Source organism: Mesorhizobium sp. M1252 (genome assembly GCF_040318265.1).
GTDB lineage: Bacteria > Pseudomonadota > Alphaproteobacteria > Rhizobiales > Rhizobiaceae > Mesorhizobium.
The window spans coordinates 331088-354747 of sequence record NZ_JAMYLX010000002.1 but is presented as its reverse complement, the minus strand read 5'-3'; the positions used below and the strand labels follow the sequence as shown (position 1 = coordinate 354747).

The 23660-nt window shown below is 62.1% G+C and carries 21 protein-coding genes; 12 read left to right on the top strand and 9 right to left on the bottom strand.

Annotation, left to right across the window (positions count from 1 at the left end):
• The first annotated feature begins 11 nt into the window (after positions 1–11).
• From NKH22_RS05215 to NKH22_RS05200, 4 genes are all read left to right on the top strand, one after another.
• A complete protein-coding gene (locus NKH22_RS05215) occupies positions 12–2216 on the top strand; it encodes a hydantoinase B/oxoprolinase family protein (protein ID WP_352909084.1) in 2205 nt (734 codons plus the stop codon).
• Complete coding sequence (locus NKH22_RS05210; protein WP_023729650.1) at positions 2213–2698, top strand: acetone carboxylase subunit gamma; 486 nt, start codon at positions 2213–2215, stop codon at positions 2696–2698. Before NKH22_RS05215 ends, NKH22_RS05210 begins: the two co-directional genes overlap by 4 nt.
• Before the next feature lie 101 nt (positions 2699–2799).
• Complete coding sequence (locus NKH22_RS05205; protein WP_023822116.1) at positions 2800–3627, top strand: SDR family NAD(P)-dependent oxidoreductase; 828 nt, start codon at positions 2800–2802, stop codon at positions 3625–3627.
• Between the two features lie 274 nt (positions 3628–3901).
• Positions 3902–5185: an O-antigen ligase family protein gene (locus tag NKH22_RS05200; protein ID WP_023822117.1), complete on the top strand. Its 1284-nt coding sequence runs from the start codon at positions 3902–3904 to the stop codon at positions 5183–5185.
• Positions 5186–5195: 10 nt separating this feature from the next.
• Here the strand turns inward: NKH22_RS05200 and NKH22_RS05195 are convergent, their stop codons facing one another.
• The 3 genes from NKH22_RS05195 to NKH22_RS05185 all read right to left on the bottom strand — a co-directional run bounded on the left by NKH22_RS05195 (position 5196) and on the right by NKH22_RS05185 (position 8581).
• Positions 5196–6287: an acyltransferase family protein gene (locus NKH22_RS05195; protein WP_023822118.1), complete on the bottom strand. Its 1092-nt coding sequence runs from the start codon at positions 6285–6287 to the stop codon at positions 5196–5198.
• A 176-nt stretch (positions 6288–6463) separates the two neighbouring features.
• The gene (locus NKH22_RS05190) at positions 6464–7687 is read right to left on the bottom strand and encodes a polysaccharide biosynthesis/export family protein (RefSeq protein ID WP_032885928.1); all 1224 of its coding nucleotides are present in this window, start codon (positions 7685–7687) and stop codon (positions 6464–6466) included.
• 216 nt (positions 7688–7903) lie between these two features.
• Positions 7904–8581, bottom strand: coding sequence for a sugar transferase (locus NKH22_RS05185; protein WP_023668816.1), 678 nt, complete (start codon positions 8579–8581; stop codon positions 7904–7906).
• A gap of 576 nt (positions 8582–9157) precedes the next feature.
• Here NKH22_RS05185 and NKH22_RS05180 point away from each other — a divergent pair.
• Entirely contained in the window at positions 9158–9460 is a 303-nt protein-coding gene (locus tag NKH22_RS05180) for an exopolysaccharide production repressor protein (RefSeq protein ID WP_348524462.1), read from the top strand.
• Positions 9461–9507: 47 nt separating this feature from the next.
• Here NKH22_RS05180 and NKH22_RS05175 read toward each other — a convergent pair whose 3' ends face one another.
• From NKH22_RS05175 to NKH22_RS05150, 6 genes are all read right to left on the bottom strand, one after another.
• On the bottom strand, positions 9508–11343 hold the full coding sequence (locus NKH22_RS05175) for an ABC transporter ATP-binding protein (RefSeq protein ID WP_023822121.1): 1836 nt from the start codon (positions 11341–11343) through the stop codon (positions 9508–9510).
• Positions 11344–11348: 5 nt separating this feature from the next.
• On the bottom strand, positions 11349–12317 hold the full coding sequence (locus NKH22_RS05170) for a phosphoenolpyruvate carboxykinase (ATP) (protein WP_023715553.1): 969 nt from the start codon (positions 12315–12317) through the stop codon (positions 11349–11351).
• On the bottom strand, positions 12317–14233 hold the full coding sequence (locus NKH22_RS05165) for a lasso peptide isopeptide bond-forming cyclase (RefSeq protein WP_023711263.1): 1917 nt from the start codon (positions 14231–14233) through the stop codon (positions 12317–12319). Before NKH22_RS05165 ends, NKH22_RS05170 begins: the two co-directional genes overlap by 1 nt.
• A gap of 3 nt (positions 14234–14236) precedes the next feature.
• The gene (locus NKH22_RS05160) at positions 14237–14611 is read right to left on the bottom strand and encodes a lasso peptide biosynthesis B2 protein (RefSeq protein WP_245263585.1); all 375 of its coding nucleotides are present in this window, start codon (positions 14609–14611) and stop codon (positions 14237–14239) included.
• Positions 14612–14636: 25 nt separating this feature from the next.
• On the bottom strand, positions 14637–14906 hold the full coding sequence (locus NKH22_RS05155; RefSeq protein WP_245261370.1) for a PqqD family protein: 270 nt from the start codon (positions 14904–14906) through the stop codon (positions 14637–14639).
• Positions 14907–15067: 161 nt separating this feature from the next.
• Positions 15068–15220, bottom strand: coding sequence for a lasso RiPP family leader peptide-containing protein (locus NKH22_RS05150; RefSeq protein ID WP_023684233.1), 153 nt, complete (start codon positions 15218–15220; stop codon positions 15068–15070).
• A 485-nt stretch (positions 15221–15705) separates the two neighbouring features.
• Between NKH22_RS05150 and NKH22_RS05145 the strand changes: the two genes are divergently transcribed.
• The 7 genes from NKH22_RS05145 (at position 15706) to NKH22_RS05115 (ending at position 23502) form a co-directional block, all read left to right on the top strand.
• Positions 15706–16830, top strand: coding sequence for a nucleotidyltransferase family protein (locus tag NKH22_RS05145; RefSeq protein ID WP_023711260.1), 1125 nt, complete (start codon positions 15706–15708; stop codon positions 16828–16830).
• 143 nt (positions 16831–16973) lie between these two features.
• On the top strand, positions 16974–17996 hold the full coding sequence (locus NKH22_RS05140) for a glycosyltransferase family 2 protein (protein ID WP_023742531.1): 1023 nt from the start codon (positions 16974–16976) through the stop codon (positions 17994–17996).
• Between the two features lie 214 nt (positions 17997–18210).
• Positions 18211–18519 (top strand): hypothetical protein, encoded by a 309-nt coding sequence (locus NKH22_RS05135; protein WP_488494595.1) that lies wholly within the window; start codon positions 18211–18213, stop codon positions 18517–18519.
• Between the two features lie 121 nt (positions 18520–18640).
• Positions 18641–19540 carry an endo-1,3-1,4-beta-glycanase ExoK gene (gene exoK, locus NKH22_RS05130; RefSeq protein WP_023668806.1) on the top strand — a complete coding sequence of 300 codons (900 nt, stop codon included), beginning with the start codon at positions 18641–18643 and terminating at the stop codon, positions 19538–19540.
• 54 nt (positions 19541–19594) lie between these two features.
• Positions 19595–20926 (top strand): UDP-glucose dehydrogenase family protein, encoded by a 1332-nt coding sequence (locus NKH22_RS05125; RefSeq protein WP_023755600.1) that lies wholly within the window; start codon positions 19595–19597, stop codon positions 20924–20926.
• A 31-nt stretch (positions 20927–20957) separates the two neighbouring features.
• Positions 20958–22037, top strand: a complete 1080-nt coding sequence (locus NKH22_RS05120) for a glycosyltransferase (RefSeq protein WP_352909081.1) — start codon at positions 20958–20960, stop codon at positions 22035–22037.
• 223 nt (positions 22038–22260) lie between these two features.
• Positions 22261–23502: a glycosyltransferase gene (locus NKH22_RS05115; protein ID WP_352909080.1), complete on the top strand. Its 1242-nt coding sequence runs from the start codon at positions 22261–22263 to the stop codon at positions 23500–23502.
• The last annotated feature ends 158 nt before the right edge of the window (positions 23503–23660 follow it).

Here is a 23660-nt window from a genome sequence, read left to right as displayed (position 1 = left end):
GGGCGATCGCCATGTTGGACAAACCTGCCTCGGCCCTGCGCCTTCGCGAACGATTGCTCGATTCAGAACGGCTGATGGAAGAGACCGGCTGCTATGACGGCATCACCGAGCTCACGCTACGCAACCAGGACCCGCTGAAGTTCGAGACGCTGCACACCAAGCTGCGCGCCTATTGCGTCTCGGCCCGCGAAATGGCCCGCCGCATCTCGGCCTCGCCCGGCGTGCGCGAAGTCGGCGAAATGGTGGTGGCGATCTATACGCCCGAGGGCGATGCGATCGCGCTGTCCAACGGCATCATGGTCCACGTCCACACGATGAGCCGCTTCATCAAATGGATGATCGAGAACAATTACGAGGAAAACCCGAAGATCCGCGAAGGCGACATCTTTGCCAACAACGATGCCTTCATCGGCACCGTGCAGGTGCCCGACGTCATGGACGTGGTGCCGATCTTCCATGAAGGCACGCTTGTCGGCTGGGCAGGTGCCGTCTGCCATGAGCTCGAGGCCGGCGGCATCACGCCCGGCGGCGACGTCTGCCTGGCGCAAGAGCGCTTCACCGAAGGCCTGTTCGTCTGCGCCGAAAAGATCGGCGAGAATGACGAGATCCGCCGCGACTACGTCATCCGCTGCGAGCGCAATCTGCGCATGCCGATCTACTGGGTGCTGGACGAGAAGGCCAAGGTCGCCTCCTGCATCGACATGCGCGAAAGCGTCAAGCAGCTGATCTCCGACATCGGCCTCGACTACTGGATGAAGGTGTCGAAGGAGTTCATCGAGGAGGGCCGTCGCGCCCAGCTCGCCCGCACCCGCCAACTCACGGTGCCCGGCATCTATCGCGGCCACACCTTCTACGGCCATGTCACGGCGGGCAAGCCCGGCTTCCAGCTGCTTGGCGATCCCGACTGGCTCTACAACATCCCGATCGAGATGGAGATCACCACCGACGGCAAGATCACCATGGACTTCGAGGGCACGCAGCCCTGGGGCTACCATTCGATGAACTGCACGCCGGCCGGCATGGATGGAGGCATGTTCGTCACCTTGACCCAGCACATGAATTTCGAGGGCCTGGTCAATGACGGCGCCTGGATGGCGACCGAGCTGAAGCTGCCGCACGGCACCTGGACCAACCCCGACAATGAGATGGTGGCGACCGCCACATCCTGGGCGCTGCTGCTGCCGGCCTATGGCGTGTTCCAGCGCCTTTTGTCGCGCGGCTTCGTCGCGCGCGGCTTCGTCGAGGAAGCCTTCGTCGGCCAGGTCAACAGCCCGATGATCGAGATGGGCGGCGAAAGCCAGTACGGTACGCCGTTCGGCATGGCGCATTTCGAATGCGCCGCCGCCGGCTCCGGCGCGCTGGCCATCGCCGATGGCCTCGACACCGCCTATGTCGGCTGGAATCCGGAATCCGACATGGGCAACATCGAGGTCTGGGAACAATCGATGCCGATGGTCTATATCGGCCGCTCGATCGTCCCCAATTCAGGGGGCGCCGGCAAATATCGCGGCGGCTGTTCCTTCGTCTCGACCTGGCTGATCAACAAGACCTCGCACCTGCGACTGCACACCTCGGAACACTCCTCGCGGGTATTCGACAATGGCGGCATGTGTGGCGGCTATCCCGCGCCGACCTGCCAGAAGCATCGCGCGGTACGCAATTCCAACATCCATGAACTGGCGGCAAAAGGCGAACCGCTCGCGCATGCCCCAGGTATCGATCCGCATGTCTCCGACTACGAGAAGAACATCGGCGGCGACCATGCCGTGGTCGAAGGCCCCTACATCACCTCGCCGCACAAGTCGGGGGACATCTTCAGCCATTCCTACAATGGTGGCGGCGGTCACGGTGACGTGCTGGAGCGCGATCCGGTCAAGACCGCCTGGGATGTCGAGAACGGTTTTCTCACCCGCCAGGCGGCGATCCAGATTTTCGGCATCGTGCTGAAGGACGACGCCGAGGGTTATCCGGTTGCCGATATCGACGCCACCGTCGAACGTCGTGCCGCCATGCGCAGAGAGCGTCTGGCCAAGGCGATCCCGGTTTCCGACTGGATCGCTGCCGAACACGGCCGTGTCGAGAAGGCCGACTTCGCGCCCGAGGTGAAGAAAATGTATGCCAGCGCGATCAAGCTGTCGTCGCGCTTCACCAGGGATTTCAGCGATTTCTGGACCGTCGACGCCAGATCGATCTTCATGCCGGGAGCAAAGCCATGACCTCGTACAGCAAGGAAGTCCTCGGCGATCTCTCAGCCGGCAAGCTCCCCTGGCCTCAGACAAAGCGCATCATGAGCGCCTACAAGGACGACGACCGCTTCTTCAAGATGCTCGCCGTCTATCAGGACCGTGTCACCTGGAAGGACCCGATCCTGCTGCCGGTCTCGGATCACCTGTTCATCTGCCAGAGCGGCGACGAGCGCATCACCCGCTGCGAATGCGGCCACTCCTTCGGCGACTACCGCAAGAACTGGAAGCTCAAGGCCGCGATCAACGTGCGCAACACCGAGGCAGCGCTGCGCGAGATCTATCCCAACAGCGATATCCCCGATCCGCAATGGATGGAAATCCGCGAATTCATCTGCCCGCAATGCGGCACCATGCACGAAGTGGAAGCGGCGGCGCCGGGCTACCCGATCGTCCATGATTTCGAGCCAGATCTCGAAGGCTTCTACCGCGAGTGGCTGGGCAAACCGCTTTAGCGAAACTCGATGTTACGGCCGCGTTGCCGGCAAGGTAGCGCTCCTAGCCGGCGACGGACTATGAATAAACGCATCGTACGTCGCATCGGAGACTGCCCACCATGACAGACCTTTCCGGCCGCAGCGCCATCGTCACCGGCGGGTTTTCCGGCATGGGTTTCGCCATTGCTACGGCCCTGGCGCAAGCCGGCGCCAATGTCGCCGTCGGCTCCTACATCGCGCCCGCCGGCGCCGACAGATCCGACGCCGCCTACTATCCCGGCGCCGATGAACTCGAGGGCGTGCGGTTGGCCCTGTCGGCACACGGCACCAGGGTTTGTGCCGCCCATCTCGATGTCCGCGACAGCGAGGTGACCAACCGGTTTGCAGCCGACGTGCAGGCCGCCATCGGCCCGGCCGACATACTGGTCAATGCCGCGGGCACCACCGCCGAACAGCCGGTCTGCGGCCATTCCGACGCGCTGTGGGACAAGATCGTCGACACCAATCTCAGCGGAGCGTTCCGCGTCACCCGAGCTGTGCTGCCCGGCATGATCGAGCGCGGCTGGGGCCGTATCGTCAACATCGGCTCGACGGCGGCTTCCGTCGGCTGGAAGGACAACCCGGCCTACTGCGCCTCGAAGGCCGGGCTGCTCGGCCTTACCCGCTGTGTAGCGCTGGAAGGCGCCGCGCACGGTGTCACTTGCGTCATGATCAGCCCGACCTGGGTCGAGACCGAACTGATGCGCCGCAACGTGGCGCAGGTGGTCGAGCGTGAGGGCAAGGGCAGAACCGCCGAGGAAGCGATGGCCGAGATCGCCAAGGGCAATCCCCAGCAGCGCATGCTGCAGCCGCAGGAAATCGCGGCTCTAGCCGTGTTCCTGTGCTCGGATCTGGCCAAGGGCATCACCATGGAAAACATCCAGATCACCGGCGGAGCGCTGTGGTAGCGGCCAGTTTGAATTTTCGAAACGAGCGAGCCGCATTAACGCCATTTGTCGGTTGCATGGTCGTTTTGGCCCTGCCTGCAGCAACTTTACCCCTCGCGGCAAATTTGCCATTGAGTGACAGGCGATAGAGGTTATATTGTGCACTGCACAATGGATGCCCGCTGATCGGGGTCCGGCAAGGGCAGGTTCCGGCGATCGCGCATGACGCAGAAAAGCCGACCATGGGCGCTTCAGCCCGGCCGAAAGGCGGCAGCATGAGAAATCCGGTACGGATATGAAGATCCCGAAATCCATTCTGATCGATCCGGACAACAACAAGGCCTATGCCGCCTTCGCCGTTGCGGTGTCGGTCTTTGCCTTCGCCTACTCCACCAATTTCGGCCAGATCCTGATCCTCGCCTACTATCTGGTATGGCTGCCGCTGCTGTTCGTCGATTACCGGCGTTTCGCCCGCGATCTCTCCAGCGCCTGGCTGCCGCTGCTGTTTGCGGCCTATGTCTGCCTGTCGCTGTTCTGGTCGCAAGCGGCCGGCACCAGCGCGCGGGCGGGGCTGCAATATTTCTCCCACATGCTGTGCGCCTACATCGCGGCGCGCACCATCAGCACGCGCACGCTGGTGCTGGGCTCGCTGATCGGCATCTTCATCGTGCTGCTGTATTCGCTGAAGGTTGGCGCCTATGCGCTCGACACTATCGACGGCACCACCAATTTCGTCGGCGCCTTCGGCTCCAAGAACCAGATCGGCTTCTTCGCCTCGCTCGGCATCTTCTTCTGCTTCGCTTTTCTGGCCTTCTACCGGCGCAACTGGATGAGCTTCGTCTGGACCGCGCCGATCATCCTGCTGTCGGTCTTTATGCTGGCGATCGCCCACTCGGCGACGTCGGTCGCTTCGCTTCCGGCGGTGATCGGTGTCGTTGCCTTGCTTGCCATGAGCAAGGTTCTGTCACGCCGCTACCGCCGCGTGCTGTTCGTCGTCGGCGCTACCGCGCTGGTCGGCGGTGTGATGGCTGCGCTGAACCTTGGCCTGCTCGATGTCGTGCTCGGCATCTTCGGCAAGGATTCGACGCTGACCGGCCGCACCTATCTCTGGGAACAGGGCTGGGCCGCCGCGCAGCAGCGTCCGGTGCTCGGTTATGGCTATGCCGCCTACTGGATCCAGGGTTTTGCCGATCCGGAACGGCTCTGGGCCGAGTTCTACATCTCCACCCGCACCGGCTTCCATTTCCACAACACCTATATCGAGACGCTGGTCGAGCTCGGCTTCATCGGCGTGACGATGCTGGCGCTGATCATCCTGCGCTCCTTCTGGGGCCATGTTTCGAAGGTGGTGTTCGGTGACTGGAGCGCCGATTCAGTGGTGCTCGCCGGCGCGGTCGGCATGATGCTGATCCGCTCCTTCTTCGAGGTCGAGATCCTCGGCCCCTATTTCATGGCCTCGTTCATCGTCTATTACGGCCTGTTCAAGCTGCGCCCGGTGCCGCTCGCCAGGGCAAGGCGGGCCTATGTTCCGGTGCCGGACGAGAACACCGCCAACGGCCGCATGCCGGCGCGCGTCTGACTTGCTTATCTCAGGCGACGGCGCGCTTGCGCAGCATTAGCCGCTGCAGGAAGCGGCGCAACGGCTCGTCATAGAGGCGCGTGGCGATGTCGGCGATGACGATGACGGAAACCGCCATGACGATGCCGAACCAGGGATGATGCGCGAACGGGTCGATCGCTGCGGCCTTGCCCGCCCCGGCGATGATCATCAGCAGCGGCGTGTGGATGATGTAGATTGGGTAGGAAATCCGCCCCAGCCAGCCATAGAGGCCTGACAGGCGCGGCGCCGTCGTCGCAATAGTGCCGACCACCACCAGCGCCGGGAAGACCAGGACGACGCAGGCGAGATCGTAGGCGACGCGCGCGCCGCCGGCCGGCGCGATGGCAAAGACGATGAGCGTCAGCGCGATCGCACCCTCGACCCACCAGCCGCGCCGCAGGAAGCCGAGCCCGCTTTGATAGCGTGTCATGGACCGGCAAAGCAGCACGCCCAGGAAGAACGAGAAACAGACGCGCGGCAGGCCGCTGATGATGGTCGAGCCGGTCATGCCGAAGTCGAGCGTGCCGGCAATGATAGAGGCGACCACCAGCAGCACCAGGCTGACGGCGATGAGCACGCTCAGCACGCGTTTCGTCAGCAGGAAGAAGACGGCGACATAGGCGATGTTGACGATCAGCTCGAAGAACAGCGACCACGACGCGGGGTTGAGCGGAAAGATCGTGTGATAGGCATCGCTGACCAGCGGGATGAAGAACATGCCGGTCGTCAGCATGGTGCCGATCTCGGAGATCGGCATGTATTCCGCCGGAATCAGCCGGTTCTTGACGATGAGATAGAAGAAACCGAGCAGCGTGCCGGCGAGGTAGAGCGGGTAGAGGCGTATCAGGCGGATCGCCAGGAACGTGCCGAAGCCCATGCCGTTTTCGATCTTGCGGTCATAGGCATGCGCGATGACGAAGCCGCTGAGCAGGAAGAACAAGTCGACCGCCAGATAGCTCGACGGCAGCACCTTGCCGGCGGCCAGGAACGGCGAGAAGTGGTAGAGCATGACGCTGATCGCCGCGACGCCGCGGATGGCATCGAGATTGAGGTAGACGTGGCGCGGTGCGGCGGGCTGCATGGAATGCCTTCAAGCGGTCGGAAAACGGAAGTTCCCGCCCGCACCCTGGCGCGAACGAGCCGAACTTGTTCCTCCCGCCTCCATCGCGCGGGCCTCGCCGAGCGAGCCCGAGCGCTAGAGCAATTCCGGGAAAAGTGGGAAACGGTTTCCGTCCGGAATTGCTCCAAACAAACAGGTTACTGGCTGGCCGTCGGCGCCAGCTTCACCTTGATAACGTCGCCCGGCAGCACCGGCGTATCTTCCTTGGCGTCGATCTCGCTGGTCTTGCCGTCGGTCACGCGCACCAGCGAATAGATGAGCGCCGGCTCTTCATTGTTGTTTGTGATGGCGGCGGTCGTGGCCGGGTCCGATGCCTGGGCCATCAGGCCCTGTTGCATGTTGACCCTGAGTGCGGCTTCGTTGAGGTCTGCTTCGACCTGCTGCCGGTCGGCGGCAAGTCTCGAGTTCAACGTGTTCTGGGCATCGATGGCATCCTGCGTCGCCTTGCTGACCGACTGCTTGGCGGTGAGGATCGCCGTCTCATAGTCCAGGATCTTGCCCTGCAGATCGGTGACCGACTGTTGCGAGGAAAGCAGGCGTGCGTTGGCGACCAGGCCCTTTTGCGCCAGCGGACCAATACTGTCCGCCTGCTGCTGCGCCAGGTCGACCTGCTTTTGCTGGTTGACGATCTTTTTCTGCAGCGCCTCGATTTCGGACTGCAGGACCCCTTTCAGATCGTCAAGCGCCTGCAGCTTCAGCTTCAACGCTTTCTGGTCGGAGATCAGGATCTGCATTTCGTCGGCGACGATTGTCGCCAGGCGCGGGTCGCCCTCGACTTCCTTGGGCGCCTCGAAACTCTCCTTGCCGGCGAGATCGGCATCGATGCGGGCACGCTTGACGATCAACCGCACGCGCTGGTCGTCATAAATGTCGAAATTGCCCTTGGCGGTGATCAGGTCCTTGCCGAGCTGGGTGCCCAAATCGGCGTTGCGCCGGATGCCGCCGGCGATGCTGATCGCCTTGAGCACGGTCAGCTCCGGCACATAGGGAAATTGGCCAGGCGTCTGGATCTCGCCCGAGATGTAGAACGGCCGGAACTGCACCATTTCCACCGAGGCTTCCGGCTTGTCCGATAAGGCAAGCTTGCGCTGCAGGGCGACGCTGATGGCAGCCGCAACCTCCGACGTGGTCTTGCCGGCGGCCGGCAGTTCGCCGACGAACGGCACCGACAAATTGCCGGCGGGACCGACCGAATATTCGCCGTTTACCGCCGACCAGTCACGGAACGTGCCTTCCACCGTCTGCCACTCGGCGACGCGGATGTTGAGCTTGTCCTGCGAGCCGAGCCGGTACTCGTCGGCCATGGCCGGAACCGCGAGCGACAGAGCGAGGCACGTGGCGACGAGCCGTGCCGGCCGCATCGGGCCGGCAAGGCGAAAATACGCTGATATGTCTGTTTTCAACTGAACGTTTCCGATCCGTTTTGGCCCCATCCGCCCGATAGACCTGCTGCCGAGTGCCTCCTTCGGAACCTGGCAGAATTATGGCTGCAATGCGAGACCGGCCCATCGCCGAATAGCTTTGGACCGGATTGGCTTCGGGCCGTACCGGCCCGATTGCTGACCAGTTGCGGTCGGTCAGTAGGAACCGCGCGACATCCACACCGCAGGCACGGTCTTGAGGATGATGCGAACGTCTTCGAACAGCGACCAGTTCTCGACATAGTGACGGTCGAACGCGACGCGGCTGTCATAGGAGACATCGTTGCGTCCGCTGACCTGCCAGAGCCCGGTCAGGCCCGGCCGCGACTTCAAATAATAGACCGCGGCGCTGCCGTAGATCTCAAGCTCGTCACGCACCACCGGGCGAGGCCCGACAAGGCTCATGTCGCCCTGCAGGATGTTGATGATCTGCGGCAGCTCGTCGAGGCTGAGCTTGCGCAGAACGGCGCCGACGCGGGTGACGCGCGGATCGTTCTTCAGCTTGCGGGTCGCGATCCATTCGGCGTTGGCTTCCGGATTGGCCGCGAGATAGGCGGCCAGCACACGTTCGCCGTCTTCGACCATGGTGCGGAACTTGAGGCAGGGGAAAATCCGCCCACCGCGTCCGATGCGCTTGTGGCCGTAGAAGATCGAGCCGCCGTCGGAAAGCTTGACCAGAAGGGCCACCATCAGGAACAGCGGGCTAAGCGCCACCAAGCCGACAAGTGAACCGAAAATATCGAAACTGCGCTTCAGCAGCCCGCCGATGGGTGGCGGAAAATCTACGCCGACATGCGAAAATGCCGCATTGGCCGACTTGGCAACGTCCCTCATGCAAAAGCTCCATACGTTGAACGGATGGTTTATGCCACGATACCAAAAAAATGCTGCAGCGCAACACACAATTTCCCATATGGCTGAAATAGTCACGTCAGGAATTGACTAAATAATAAACCCTCCTTGCCCAAATTTTGCCCTTTATGGCGGGTTTGTGACGAATAATTAGCAACCGTAGGAAATGTAATGCGTTTTTTCGGCGGGTTTTGGGCAAATCGTCCTTTGCCGCAGAGGGAACGGCTTTAACTGATTTTCGAATCACTGGCTTTGCTAAATTAATCAAGTAAAATACTAACAACATTGTAGATTCTACTGTAGTATAAAGCGCATGACGAGTTAGGTCACCACCCCTGCGTGTGCATCGCAGCATGGCGGAGTCCAAGCCGCCGCCAAGCCGAAAATTATTGCAGGTTGCCCTTGCCGTCAGTTTCGCGCCTTAATAGAGTCGCAAATTATTCCTGATAGAGTCTGGATGGGTTGGGAAGGCCGGAAGCAACCGGCCGAAAAAGAGCAGCTAAATAAGCTCGCATGGCGAATGGGGAGATACTCGGGTGGGTAAGTCATCGCTTTTGCATGCTCGGGCCGGTTGACGGGCCGCCGAACATGTCATTACCAAAATTCGTCATTGGAATGGTTTTCGCCCTCGCGATCGTGGTCGCGTGGTCCTATGTCGACGGCGCGACGGTCACCACAACGGTGCTTCGCGTCATCGGCTGCGCTGTCCTCATCCAAGTCGGTTATTTCCTGCTGGTGTATGTTATGATCGCCAGCAGCGCGCCGACATCGGCCGACAGGGCTCGCGACGCCGAAAGAAGCCTCGGCGCCGACAAGGCGGTTGAAGGCGAGAAGCTCTCGGCGAGGCGCAGCGTGCATTGAGCAGTCTGAAGCCGCAAGGTCGGCCTCGGATCATCTTGCTGCCGGACTCAGCCTGCTTCGGCCGGCTCGGGTTCCGATTGCTCGCCTGAAAGCATTTTCGACAGGCGGCTGCCGGCCTTCGCTTTCAACCTCTGATATTGCCCGACTTCGACGATTCGTCCGTTTTCGACTGCAACCACCCAGTCGGCGAAGGCGATCATCGATGGCCTGTGCGCAATGGTCAGGATCGTCATCGATCCGCGCAAGCCGTCGATCGACTTGGCGATCAGGGATTGGTTCTGCCAGTCGAGCGCGCTGGTCGCCTCGTCGAGAATGAGCAGCGAAGGTTTGCGCAGCAGCGCGCGCGCCAGCGCGATGCGCTGGCGTTCGCCGCCCGAGAGCCGGACGCCGCGGTCGCCGACCACCGTGTCGAGCCGCAACTCCAGCCGCTCGACGAAGTCGGCGCCATGCGCAGCGCGCAGTGCAGTCCACAGCTCCGCGTCACTGGCTTGCGGCGCGGCAAGGCGCAGATTGGCGGCGATCGTATCGTGCAGCAGGAACACGTCTTGCGGCACATACGCCACCTGGTCGCGCCAGCGCCGGCGGTTGGCCGCGCCGATCTCGACGCCATCGGCCAGGATTTTGCCCTCGCTCGGTTCGAGCAGGCCAAGCAGCATGTCGGCAAGCGTGCTCTTGCCCGAGCCTGACGGACCGATCAGCGCCGTTACCTTGCCGGCGGGAAGGCCAAACGTCACATCGCTCACCACCGGCTTGCCGCCGGCCTCATAGGCAAAGGAGACGTTGCGGATGTTGAGCCCGACATCGAGCGACAGCTTGGCATCCGATTCGAGGTTTGCCGGCTCGCGTTCGGCATCGAAACGCGCCTGCATGTCGCGCATCGAGGCATAGGCCGGCAGGTTGATCAGCACCTGCTGCGCCTGCATCTGCATGTCCATGAAACGCGGCGCGATGCGCATGAACACCAGAAGCAGGACAACGATCTCGGCCAGCGAGAGGTTGAAGCGGACCAAAGCGACATAGATGAACAGGCTCAGACCAATGACGCTGGCGACCTGGAACAGAGCGGTGCCGATGGTGCTGTTGCGCACATAGTTGATGTTGTCGGCCTTCATCTTCTCCAGCGTCGCGCGAAGCTGCGCGTAATAGGTCGCCTCGACATTCAGGCTCTTGGCGACCTTGATGCCGCCGAGGAACTCCGAGACCGTTCGGTACTGCTCCTGGCGATTGCTGGTCAAAACCCGGCCGAAGGCGCTGGCTCGTGCCCGAAACGGCTGCAGTGCCAGGAAGGTGACGATGCCGACGACAATGGCAAACGCCGTCATTACTGTCGAAATGAACAGCGAGACAACGAGATAACCCGCCAGAAGCACGGCGATCTGCACCAGCATCAGCAGCGAGAACGCCGCCGACTGCACGCGGTCGATATCGCCGGTCAGCGCATGGTCGAGATCGGAGCTGCGCATGCGCGCGAATATCCCCCACCGCGCCTTGCCGATGCTCTCGAACAGGTTCATGCGCAGGCGATTGATGAAGTCGAGCAGCAGCCGCGCCATGTAGACGGATTTATAGCGGTTGAACGCTGCCTGCAGCGCGACAAGCCCGACCAGCAGGCAAAGCACCGTGGTCAATTGCAGCGTTCCGTCCGGAGCCAGCCAGCGCACCCAGTCGCGGTCAGGCAACCTGACCGCGAAATTCTGCTCGGGTCGCCCGACCAGATGCAGCAGCGGCACCAGAAGCAGGATCGAGATGCCTTCGGTCAGGCTTCCCAGGATCAGGAACAGCAATGCCGTGAAGGTCCTGCGCCCGCCGATCCGGGCCATGGCGGCGCCGAAGCCGGCGACATCGCGGCAAAACGAAAAGCGCAGGATCTGCGATGCGGACATGTCAGTCACCGCGGCCCTTTGTCGGCCGCCAGATCGTTTTCGATCAGGGCGACGGCTTCGCCGATACGGTCGAGCCCGGTGGGCACTTCGAGGCGGCAGACGCCGATCTGGCTGGCCAGGGCGGCGCATTGGCGAAGATGTGTCGTGGCAAAATCGCCGACCAGGGCTGGACGGCCGAAACGCGTCACATAGGAAAATTTGATGATTGCCGGCAGGGCGCCGATGCCTGGCAGCGGCGTGATCGCTGCCTTGTCGCTGCGCTCGAGGATATAGATCCGGGTCGCCGGCACCGCGTCTGCCGCAAATCCGGCGTGCAGGCGGTGCTGCATCTTGTCGATCGCCGCATGCACCTGCGGGCGTATCTCTGCCTGGCGGATGGGAAACGCGGCGGCGGCATCGGCGGCGAGCTTCAACTGCGGAAAACCCGGAACGATCATCGGCCGGTCCGTGAGATCGAGCGCCACGACATCGTCGGTCAGCAATCGATGCCCGGCACGGATCATCGCGCTCGCCGTCGTCGATTTGCCGGCGCCCTTGTCGCCCATGAAGACAGCGCTCTTGCCGCCGACCGCAATGGCGCTGGCGTGCAGGATGAGCAGGCCGCGCTGGTGCAGGAGCAGTGCCATGACCGGACCGAGCAGCGGAAACGCCAGCAGCGCATCGTCGACATCGGGCGCCGGCTCCACCTCGATGCGGCAGGCATCGGTGATCAGGAAGGCGCCGACCGTCTGCCATGCCAAATATTGCTGCCGCGGCTCGAAACGGAAAGCAGTTCCGGTCTCGGGCGAGGGTTTTGGCAGGTCGATCGGGCCGACCGTGATCAGCACATCGACGCAAGCTGGTTCGCTCGGCTCTAGCTCAGGCAGTTCGACCTGCGAAGCGATCGTCAGCCCATAGGCTTTGTAGAAGTGCTGTGCGCGAGCAGCAATTGCATGGCGGTCATCAGCGGCAAGAGGCATGTTGGCCGGCATCATCAGTGGCTCCCGCGCTGTTGCACCTGCCGCAGCCACAACGATAGCGAAATCGAACGCCATACATACTGGACATCGGGCAAGGTCGCGGCCTCGGGTTGGCTGGAAATGCGGCCATAGGCGGCGGTCACCTCAGGCAGGTTGACGTAAGGGGCAATCCGCGCCGCATCTTTCACCAGCACCTTGTCCAGGAGATCGCGGTGGTTGCCCAGCATGCCTTTGACCAAATTGGAGGTGAAATCGATCTTGTCGCGCCGCCACTGCACCGCCGGGGGCAAAATTCCTTCCATGGCACGGCGCAACACCGAGCGGCCAAAGCCCTGGTTCAGCTTTTCCGCGCCGGGCAGTGCCAGGCAGAACTCGACCAGAGGCTTGTCCCAGAAGGGGTAGCGCGGCTCGACGCCGAAATTCGCCGCCGCCTTGTCGAGTACCTCGAAGGCGTGCGGCACCATGCCGTTCGACAGCAGCCAGCGATGGGTCAAGGTCTCGCTGGCGCTGACCGCGGGCGGCATATAGCCGGCCCTGCGGAACCGTTCGACGAGGTCGGTACGCATCGCCAGGTCCGGATTGATCAGGGCGCGCCAGCTCGTCGCCGGCCGCCCAGTGGGATGGCGCCGCAATTTGCCAAGCACGCGGTTCGCGAACCGCTTGATTCTCGCGATGCGCCAGGCCGGCCCGTAAAGGGTAAGGAACTGGTAGTAGAGGCCGAGCATGCCATCGCCATAGGTGTTGGAGGCGCTGCGCAGCTCGCGCCACAGCTCCATCCATTTGCCGGCATAGGCGAGTTCGTGCAGATGGCCGTGGCCCTGCGAAACCACCTCGTCGCCTCCATGGCCGTCGAGCAGAACCTTCATGCCCTTGCCGCCGGCGGTCCTGTAGATGTCGCGGGTCAGCGACAGGCCGGGCGCAAGAAACGTTTCTTCCTGCTCCTCCAGGATGCGGTCGAATTCGGCGAAGGGGGCATAATTGCCGACCGAAATCAAAGTGCCGTCGACCTTCTGCTGGCCCAGCACCGCCTCGATGAACGGACGCTCATCCATCGGCGAGCCCTTTTCGAACACCAGCGAGAAGGTCGGCAGCCTCGATCTTTGCTGGGCGGCATTCTGCAGGCCCGCCACGCAGGCGATCGAGGAGGAATCGAGGCCTCCGCTCAGCATAGCACCGACCGCAGGCGTGCCGCGCATGCGGTTGCGGACCGATTGCGAGAACAGATGCCGGAATTCCTCGGCCGTGTCCGATCGCATCGGCCTTGGCGAGGGTTCGATCTGCCAGTAGCGGCGCAGCACCACCTGGTTGCCGGTCACTGTCAGACTGTGGCGCGCCGGCAGGCGGAAGATATCGGCATAGGCTGTCGACTGCGGATCGTCGGGCAGCCCGGCCAGGAATCCCGAAATCTGGTGTTCGCTGATGCGCATGTCGACGCCGCCGGCATCGAGGATCGGCCCGATCTCCGAGGCAAAGACGAAGCGCCGGTCGCTCGAATGATAGTAGAACGGTTTGACGCCGAAATGGTCGCGCACGCAAAACAGCTGCCGGCGCTCGCCATCCCAGATGGCAAAGGCGAAGTCGCCTTGCAGATGCTCGGGGCAGGCTTCGCCCCAGCGCAGATAGGCGCTCATCACAAGCACGGCGTCGGCAACCGAATTGTCCCGGATGCCGAGCCTGGCCAAGAGTTCGTCGCGGTTGTCCAGCCGGCAATCCGCGGTGATTGCGAGCTTGCCGCCGGCCATGGTCAGCGGGCCGGGGCCGGCTTCATCGGTGGTGTTGAGCCAGGCGTGGCCAAGAACGACGCCCTCGTCGATCCACCACGAACTGCCGTCAGGCGCGCGATGCTGCATGCGGGCAAGCATGCGCTGGATGTCGGCCGCGGCGGCCTGCCTGCCTTCCTGCCTCAGCAGAATTCCGGCGACGCCGCTCATCGCTCACTGGCCGTGGTCGACGAGATGGTTAAACCTGCCAAGCGAGCCGCCGAGCACGATATGGTCGCCGCTGACCAGCCAGGCATGCGCCTTCAACTCGGTGCCGGTATCGCGCTCGATGCCGATGCGGATTTTTGAGGCGTTGCCCTGGCGGGCAAGCAAATATTGGCCGGAAAGCGCTTGGGTCAGACAGCTTGCGCCAGGCACCAGGCGGGCAGCCGCAGCCACGCCCCAGGCGACACGCCTGAGATCGCCGATGTCGGCTGGTTCGCGCGCGTCGAGCCGGGTCACCATGCGGCGCACTTTGTTGTAGGAAAGCAGCGTCAGCCCCAGCCGCACCGACACGACCACCGCAAGGCAGTGGGCGAGAAAGAGCATCTCCGGCCCGCTCAGTGAGAAAGCTCTAGACAAGTTCCTCATCATGGAGCCTCGCAAGCCCGGCGTCCGCCAAGCCCTTCAACAATCCATCGACATCGGCCTTGCAGCGTTCCGGATCGACATTGTAGCGATCCAGCACGGCGCTGCGGATTTCGGAAATCGGCCGCGGCTCCTGGATCAGCTCCCAGATATAGGCGCCGACGCCGTTCAGGCTGTAATAGATGTTGGACCTCATATCGAGCAGCGCTAGGCCGTTGCCGAATTCGCAGGCCACGGCATCCTTGCTCGCGCTCATCCGATCATGGTCCGTGGGGTTCCAGTCCATCCTAAACCTCGCTCACAACCAACGCTTCGGCAATTCCGGACAAAGACGCGAGAGCCGGGGTTTGACCCCCGACTCTCCTTAGTGCGCTCTGTTTGCAGAGTCCGGACTTTGTCACCCCAACGAGAGAATACTCAGGAGAAGGTGAGTTCGCCGACCGGCGTATGTGCCGGAAACGAGGCGTCGAGTGCCGTAGTACCGCTACCGCCTTGCGTGATGGTCTCGATCGAGCCGTGGACCGTCAGGCTAGGGGTTTCGTACTCATGCTTTTCAACATTCTGTTCCAATTTACTCTCCACTTGCGGACTGGAAGCGGCCTGTCGATTGCCGGCAGCGAGCTATTGCTGCACCGCAATAGCTGCATGGCAGCATTTATGAGTCAAGCCTGATTTACCAGCCGTTAATCAATTCTCGGTTGCGACTCCCTTCAATGGTGATCAAAGCGCTTTGCATTTTCACATCCCAGGAGAATTCAGCAGAGTGTCCGAGGCCATCAACTAAGTATCTGATTTAATTACGTTAAGTTTTCCTTCGAATGCTCCTCACTTGGGCGCTGGCGCATTCCTACAAAATTGTTGCTGACGTACCCGCCACAAGCCCCGATCAGGCGGCGCCTTGCATCTCGTTGTAGGACTGTGTTGCGAAACGTTCAGGTTGCAGGAAAATTGGCGCCAAAGGAAAAACTGGACGCGGCGCATGAATTTGGCGATGCTTTGCTTCGCAGTTGCAATATAACGCGCCTGGCGAATTTTTTGCGGAGATGCTGCAGCATATGGCATTGCAGGAAGGGACCTTCGAAAGGTTGCGCGCCGCTGGCTGCGCCGACGAAGTGGCCTATGTGCAGGCTTGCCTGCGGCTGTTCTTCGCCTCCAGGGCGAGCCCCAGCGCCGCGCCTGCACCGGCCATCTCCGTTGCCGATGTTTGCGATATCGCCAGGCTGAACAAGGTCGCCACCTTCATGCTGAAGGCGCTGTCGCGCCCACCGGCGGGCGAGACGCCGCCGGGATTGCTCGAGTGGCTCGACACTTATCGCCGGCGCACGATTGCGATGAACTCGTCCGGCATCATGGATTCGATGGCCATCGACAAGGCGCTGCGCGGCAGCGGCATCGATTTCGTCTTCCTGAAGGGCCCCCTCCAGCAGCAACTGCTCTATGGCGACCATTTCATGAAGCCGTCCGGAGATGTCGACATATTGGTGTCGCCGGCCGGCTTCTTTAGAGCTCGCGATGCGCTGCGCTCGATCGGCTACGAGGTCGCCGGCAAGTCCCGCTCCGTCTGGTGGGTGCGCTTTCTGGGCGAGCAGCACATGGTTCGCAGCCAAGGTCGGAAATTGTCCACCGTCGATCTCCATTACCGGCTCCAGCAGCCGGGATCGCCCAGCCCGCGCGATACGGAAGGGTTCCTGCGCCGCAAGCGCGCGCTTGCGATCGCCGGCTCCAGCGTGCCGTTCATCTCGGCCTCCGACACTTTGCTTCTGTCCTGCATCAGTGTCGCAAAGGCGCTGTTCAACCGCGAGCCATGCGCGGGCTATGTCTGCGATATCCGGGCCGCTGCCGGTCGGCTGAGCGAGGCCGAGCAGCAGACTGTGCTCGACTACGCGGCCGAGCAGGGGCTGGCTGACACCCTGCTGCTGGGCCTGCGCGCCGCCGATGTGCTGCTTGGTGGCGCCGGCACGCTGCTGTCGGATCGGGCCACCAGGATCCTGTCACGCATCGGCAATGAAGACCTGTTCCACATGGTCATCGCGCCGTGGCTGTCGTCGCTCAGATGGCCGCAACGGCGCACCGTTTTGTGGGAATTGTGCGGCCGCGAACCTGTCCGCTACCTGACCGAGGCCGGCTGGGCCGCGTCAGCCGACCTCAGCCGGCGGATTTTCGAGCGGGAAAGCCGGTGACGATGAGGGTCGTCATGCAGCAGGCAGATAACGTTCCGTCCCGATCCGCTGGGGATGGATCGGGGGATGGATCTGGGTCCGGCGCCGCGCGCCGGGAGGGCGAGGGACCAATGCGACACTTTATGCAATCGAAAGGCCACCCTATGTCCATGACAGAATCCCGGGTCTGCGTGATCATCGCGGCGCGCAACGCGGCCCGGACCATTCCCGCAGCCATCGCCTCGGCGCTGCGCGAGCCGGAGGTGGCGGAAGTCGTTGTCGTCGACGACGCCTCCACCGACGACACCGCAAAAGTGGCCAGCGCTGCCGACGATGGCAGCGGTCGGCTTTCGGTCATCCGGCTCGACGTCAATCGCGGCCCGTCCTTCGCTCGCAATGCCGCCATTGCCGGGTCGAAATCGCCTTTCATCAGCATTCTCGACGCCGACGATTTCTTCCTTCAGGGACGGTTTCGCCAGCTGTTTGCCAGCACCGACTGGGATTTCGCCGCCGACAACATCATGCTGATCCGTGACGATACGGCGACCGACGTCTCTAAGATCGTCGCCCCGTCCTTTTCGGCGGACCCGGAATTCCTCGACTTCGAGCGGTTCATCGAGGGCAACATCTCCAGACGGCGTGTCCAGCGCGGCGAACTCGGCTTTCTCAAGCCGGTGATATCAAGAGCTTTCCTCGACAGGCATGGGCTGCGTTACGACGAGAACCTGCGTCTCGGCGAAGATTATGAACTGTACGCCCGCGCCTTTGCCCTTGGCGCACGCTTCAAGGTCATCCGTTCCTGCGGCTATGGCGCGATCGTGCGCGCCGATTCGCTGAGCGGGCGCCACAAGACACAGGATCTGAAGCGCCTCGCCGATGCGGATCTGGCACTGCTCAAGATCGACAGCCTGCCGGAAGGCTCCAAGGCCCTGCTGCGCAAGCACGAGCGGCATGTGCGTGACAAATACCGGCTGCGCAATTTTCTCGATGTGAAGGCCGAGCGCGGCATGGCGTCTGCCGCCGCCTACGCGCTGGCCAGCCAGTCGAACTTCATTCCCATCGTTGTCGGCGTGGCCGCCGACAAGCTCGATGCGTTGTTTCGCCACGCCGGTCTGCCCCCGCGGCAGCAGCCGGTGCCGCCCTTGCGCTTCCTCATGGCCGCTACCAGCACGGCGGCGCAAAAGTAGGCTCCGCCAAGTCCGGGACGGCGGCCGCAAGGCTGAAAAAATTGCCTTTCTGAAACTCGGAGGTTGCCTACACGCCCCGACGATGGCACTGTATGTTGCGGTGCAGCAATTTTGGAAGGCCAACCGGATGGCTTCAATTTTCGGCTTCAGGTCCAGGGACCCAGCGCGCGACAAGCAGACCGATCTGGCGCGTTTCGACCGTCTGGCAAAGCTGTTGGATCAGATCACGGCCGAGATTGCGGCCGAGAAGACCGGGTTGGAGGCCCGCTACCGGTCGAAGTCCACCAACGCGGCCTTCCTGGTCGAGTCGATGGAGAACGGCTCGGCGTCGGCAAGCAAGCTGTCGGAAGTCGGCGAGCTGACGAAGTCCATCCTGAACTGCGAACAGCGCATCGCCGAGCTGGTGCGCCAGACGAGCCGGATGAAGGAACTGCGTCATTCACTCGACGCGATCGTCGGCGAGGATGGCCAGAGTTCTGATTCGCACGGGGAATATGTCAAACCCGCAGGTCGCTTCGGCTGAACACGGTCACACGAGACACAGAAGAGAAAGTTCGGGGACGGAGGATCGGGATCGGCCCGTTAGCAATGTGGGCCAATCGGTGACTTTGGGTTGGGGCGGAACAGCACAAAGGTGAATTGATATGAACGCAGATCCGAAGACGACGCCCATGGCGGCAATCGATGCCATGATTTCAACGCGGCCAAATCGGCCAATGCGTCTTGTAAACCCAACGCGTCTTCTATCCGTTGGTGCGCTTCTGTTGGCGGCAGCCGCAGCTCTGCTCGGCGCCGCCCACCCCTCCCGCGCCCAGGACGCCTCCCCGGAGATGCAAAGCGCACCGTCCTTCGTCGACGATTTCAAGAGTTTCGATCGTTCGCGCTGGTATGTCTCCGACGGTTGGTCGAACGGCAATCACCAGAACTGCACCTGGTCGAAAAGCCTGGTAAAATTTTCCGACAACATGCTGACGCTCGGCTTCGAAAAGCGCAAACTGAAGGACCGCGAGTTCGCCTGCGCCGAGATCCAGACCAAGCAGCGCTTCGGATATGGGACCTATGAAGCACGGATGAAGACCGACACCGGATCCGGTCTCAACGCCGCTTTCTTCACCTATATCGGCCCTGCCGACAAACAGCCCTGGTATGAGATCGACTTCGAGGTGCTGACCAAGGATACATCCAAGGTGCAGGTCAACAGCTACATCGCCGGCAAGCCCAAGAACGAGAAGCTGGCCGAGGTCGAAGGCGGCGCCGACAAGGGCTTCAACGACTATGCCTTTATCTGGGAAAAGGACCGGCTGCGCTGGTACGTCAACGGCAAGCTGGTCCAGGAAGTGACCAATCCCGAGCAATTGCCGACCCACTCGCAGAAGATATTCTTCAGCCTCTGGGGCAGCGACACGCTGAAAAACTGGATGGGCGCCTTTTCGGACCCCGGCCGCCAGGTGACGATGCAGGTGCAGCGCGTGGCCTTCACCGCGCTCGGCCAGCCGTGCCAGTTTCCGGAATCGCTGGCATGCAGTGTAAGCAGCATAAAGTAATCTGAACCGGCCCGGCCATATAAGGCCAAAGGGCGTGAACAGGAATTAACCCGAATGAATTTGACGGTCTTTGGAATTGGCTATGTCGGTCTCGTGCAGGCTGCGGTGCTGGCTGAGGTCGGGCACCAGGTGGTGTGCGTCGATGTCGATGAAAAGAAGGTCGAGCGGCTCAACCAGGGCCTGGTGCCGATTTTCGAACCGGGACTGGAGGCCCTGGTCAAGGAGAACCACGCAGCCGGCCGGATCAAGTTCACCACCGATGCCGCCGCCGGCGTCAAGCATGGCGAGATCCAGATGATTGCGGTCGGCACGCCACCCGGCGAGGACGGTTCGGCCGACCTCAAATATGTGCTGGCGGTGGCCGAGACCATCGGCCGCGAGATGGACAGTCCCAAGATCGTCGTCGGCAAGTCGACCGTGCCGGTCGGCACCTGCGAAAAGGTGAAGGCCAAAATCGCCGAGACGCTGAAGGCGCGCGGGCGCCAGGACCTGGCTTTCGACGTCGCTTCCAATCCTGAGTTCCTCAAGGAAGGTTCCGCCGTCGCCGACTGCATGAAGCCCGACCGCATTATCGTCGGCACCAACAGCGAGGACACCGAGGCGGTGATGCGCGAGCTCTACGCGCCGTTCAACCGCAACCACGAGAAGATGATCGTGATGGACGTGCGCAGCGCCGAATTCACGAAATACGCCGCCAACTGCATGCTGGCGACCAAGATCTCCTTCATGAACGAGATGGCCAATCTGGCCGAGCAACTCGGCGCCGACATCGAGGAGGTGCGCAAGGGCATCGGCTCGGATCCGCGCATCGGCTATCACTTCATCTATCCCGGCCTCGGCTATGGCGGTTCGTGCTTTCCCAAGGATGTCCGCGCGCTGATCAAGACAGCCGAAGGCGTCAAGTTCGACGCCAAGCTGCTGCGCGCCGTGGAGGAGCGCAACAATGCCCAGAAGTCGGTGCTGTTCGACAAGGTGCACCGTTATTTCAAGGGCAGTCTCAAGGGCAAGACCTTCGCGCTCTGGGGCCTCGCCTTCAAGCCCAACACCGACGACATGCGCGAGGCGCCGGCGCGCGTCCTGATGGAGGCGCTGTGGCAGGCCGGCGCCAATGTGCAGGCCTACGACCCCGAGGCGATGCAGGAATGCCAGGCCATCTACGGCCTGCGCGACGACCTTTTGTTGTGCGGCACCAAGGAGGCGGCGTTGCGCGGCGCCGACGCGTTGCTGATCGCCACCGAGTGGAAGAGTTTCCGCGCCCCGTCCTTCGACGCGGTGAAGGATGCCCTGACCACGCCGGTCATCTTCGATGGCCGCAACCTCTATGATCCCAAGGTCATCGCCCGTCACGGCATCGAGTATTTCTCGATCGGCAGGATGGCGGCGTGAAGGCAGGGCGGCACAACGCGGAGCCAGGTTCATGAAAGTTCTGTTTGCAGGCGGCACCGGCTACACGCCGCAATTCAGCGGGGGCGTCCAGTCGAGCACCCACCACCTGGTCGAGCAATTGCGCGAAAACGGTCACGAGGCATCCGTTCTGGCAGCCCTGTTCGGCGACGGCATGTTCGGCTTCAGGGCGCGCGCCAAGATGAAGCTCCTTCGTCAGCGCGCGGTCATCGACAATTTCCCGGGCTATCCGGTTGTACGGGCGTGGTTCCCCTGGGAAGCGGCCGACTTCGCCGTCAAAAAGTTGAGGCCGGATGTCGCGGTCGTGCAGTGCCACAATTCGGTGCCGATCGGCAGAGAGTTGCAGAGGCTTGGCGTGCCGCTGACCGTCTATCTGAGGAATGTCGAATTCTACGAATTGGCCGGCGATCTGCGTGAGCTCCATTCGGCGGTCTATATCGCCAACTCCGAGTTCACCGCGCGCGCCTATAAGGCAAAATTCGATATCGATTCGACGGTTATTCCGCCGACCATCAATCCCGCGTTCTACTGCACACCGACGACCGGTGAATTTGTCACGCTCATCAATCCATATGAGGAAAAAGGCTTCGATCTTGCGGTGCGCATTGCCGCCGCCTGTCCCGAGATCCCGTTCCTGTTCGTCGAAAGCTGGAAGCTCGACGACGATCATCGAGCCCGGATCGAAGCAACAATCTCTCCCCTCCAGAACGTCAAGCTGGAAAGCCGCACCAGCGACATGAAGACGGTCTACGGCCGCACGAAAATCCTGCTTGCGCCCAGCAAATGGGAAGAAGCCTGGGGCCGGGTGGCCTCGGAAGCGCATTGTAGTGGCATTCCCGTGGTCGGCTCGCGGCGCGGCGGTCTGCCGGAAGCGATCGGCGCCGGCGGCGTGGTACTGGACTACGACGCCCCGCTCGCCGACTGGGTCGCAACGGTCAGGCGGCTGTGGAGCGACGAGGCCGAGTACAAGCGGCTGTCAGCGACAGCACGTCAGTTTTCGGAGCGGCTGCAAATGAACCCCGACAGCCAGTTCGCAACGTTCATGGGCGTTCTCGACCGCGCAAGACGTGTCGGTTTGGAGCGCGCAGCCTAAACGCGTCGTGTTGCAGTTCAGCTGAGACGCTGCACGACCGTGGTCGCGCAAAGTTCCCGTTAGCCAGGTCCAGGCGTCGTGCGCCCGTCCGGATCACTTTTAATTGCTGCAGTGCAATATCTTGTGGCACTGCAGCAATCAACGTGTATTCTGCCTGTCTACATTAGGGCTTGTGCGATATGGACCGCTTGGTCCGAGCAAGCCCCAACCTTATGGGCGGGTCATGCGCGTGGGCTTTGTCGTCGGCGAATTCCCTCTGCTTTCGGAAACCTTCGTCGTGGACCAGATGGCTGGGCTGCTGGCGCGGGGCTTTCAGGTCGAAGTGGTCTGCGAAAAGATGCAAGGTGACCACCGAATTGACCGGCAAAGCGAGCCGATGGCGACGCTGCTCGCCAGAACCCGACATTGGTGGCGATGGGCCGCTGTAATCAGCAAATTTGTACAGCGTCTGCCGCCGCGTCTGCGATACAAGGCCTCGACCGTTCTCGACATCGCCTTTGCACGCCGCCTGAACCGCTGCGACGTGATTGTCGCCCACTTCGGACAGAACGGCGAGAGAGCAGCCGCACTGAAGAAATGGAAGGTGCTCAAACCACCGATCATAACCATCTTTCACGGCGCGGACGTGGCGATCCCGGCGCGGCAGGCAGTGCTCGCGACACAATATGCCGGGCTGACCAAGCATGGGACCCTGAACCTGCCCGTCAACGATTACTTCCGCACGATGCTGCTGGAAGCCGGCCTGTCCCAGGCGAGCACGACGGTCCACCATATGGGAATTGACACCCGCGAAATCGGCTATCGCTGGGAATCGTGGGAAGGCACCCAACTGGTCGTGACGACGGTTTGCCGCCTGGTCGAAAAGAAAGGCGTCGAGTTCGCCTTGCGAGCCCTGGCCTCCCTCAAGGCCTCCCAGCCGCAGCTAGACTGGCGTTACGACATTGTTGGCGACGGTCCTCTGCGGATGAATCTGGAGAGGCTGGCCGTAGAGCTGGGCTTGGCTGGTCGCGTAACATTCCTCGGCAGCCTCCCTCACGCAGAGGTGAAAAGACGGCTTCGCATGGCGCATCTCTTTTTGCTGCCAAGTATCACTGCCAGCGACGGGGATATGGAAGGCATTCCGGTCGCGCTCATGGAGGCCATGGCCGCCGGATTGATTGCGGTCAGCACGTATCATTCGGGAATCCCGGAGCTCATCAAGGATGGGGAGACGGGGTTGCTTGCGCCCGAGCGAGATATTTCAGCGCTTGCCGGCAAGCTTGCCTGGGCCGGGGAGCACCCGACCGAATGCGAGCGTATCGCGCTTGCCGCACGCCGCAAAGTCGAGGACGACTTCAACGCAGATGTTCTGAATGAACGTTTTGCGCAGATCGTTACCCAACTGGCCACATCGAGCCCTGCGCATGAACCTGCCGGTCATGTCGGGGTTTCCGAGGGCCTGGCGGATCCTTCATCTGCCGGCTGACACTGCTGCTCTGCGTTTGATCGGCAGACACGCCAAGCCGAGGGAAATCTTGCTACAGTGCACCAAAAATGTTGCAGTGCAGCAAGACCTATACTAACGTCCCTGCGGGTGGGCCAACAGCGGTAGAGTTCCATGCTGCATGTCTTGTGCCTCCGGCA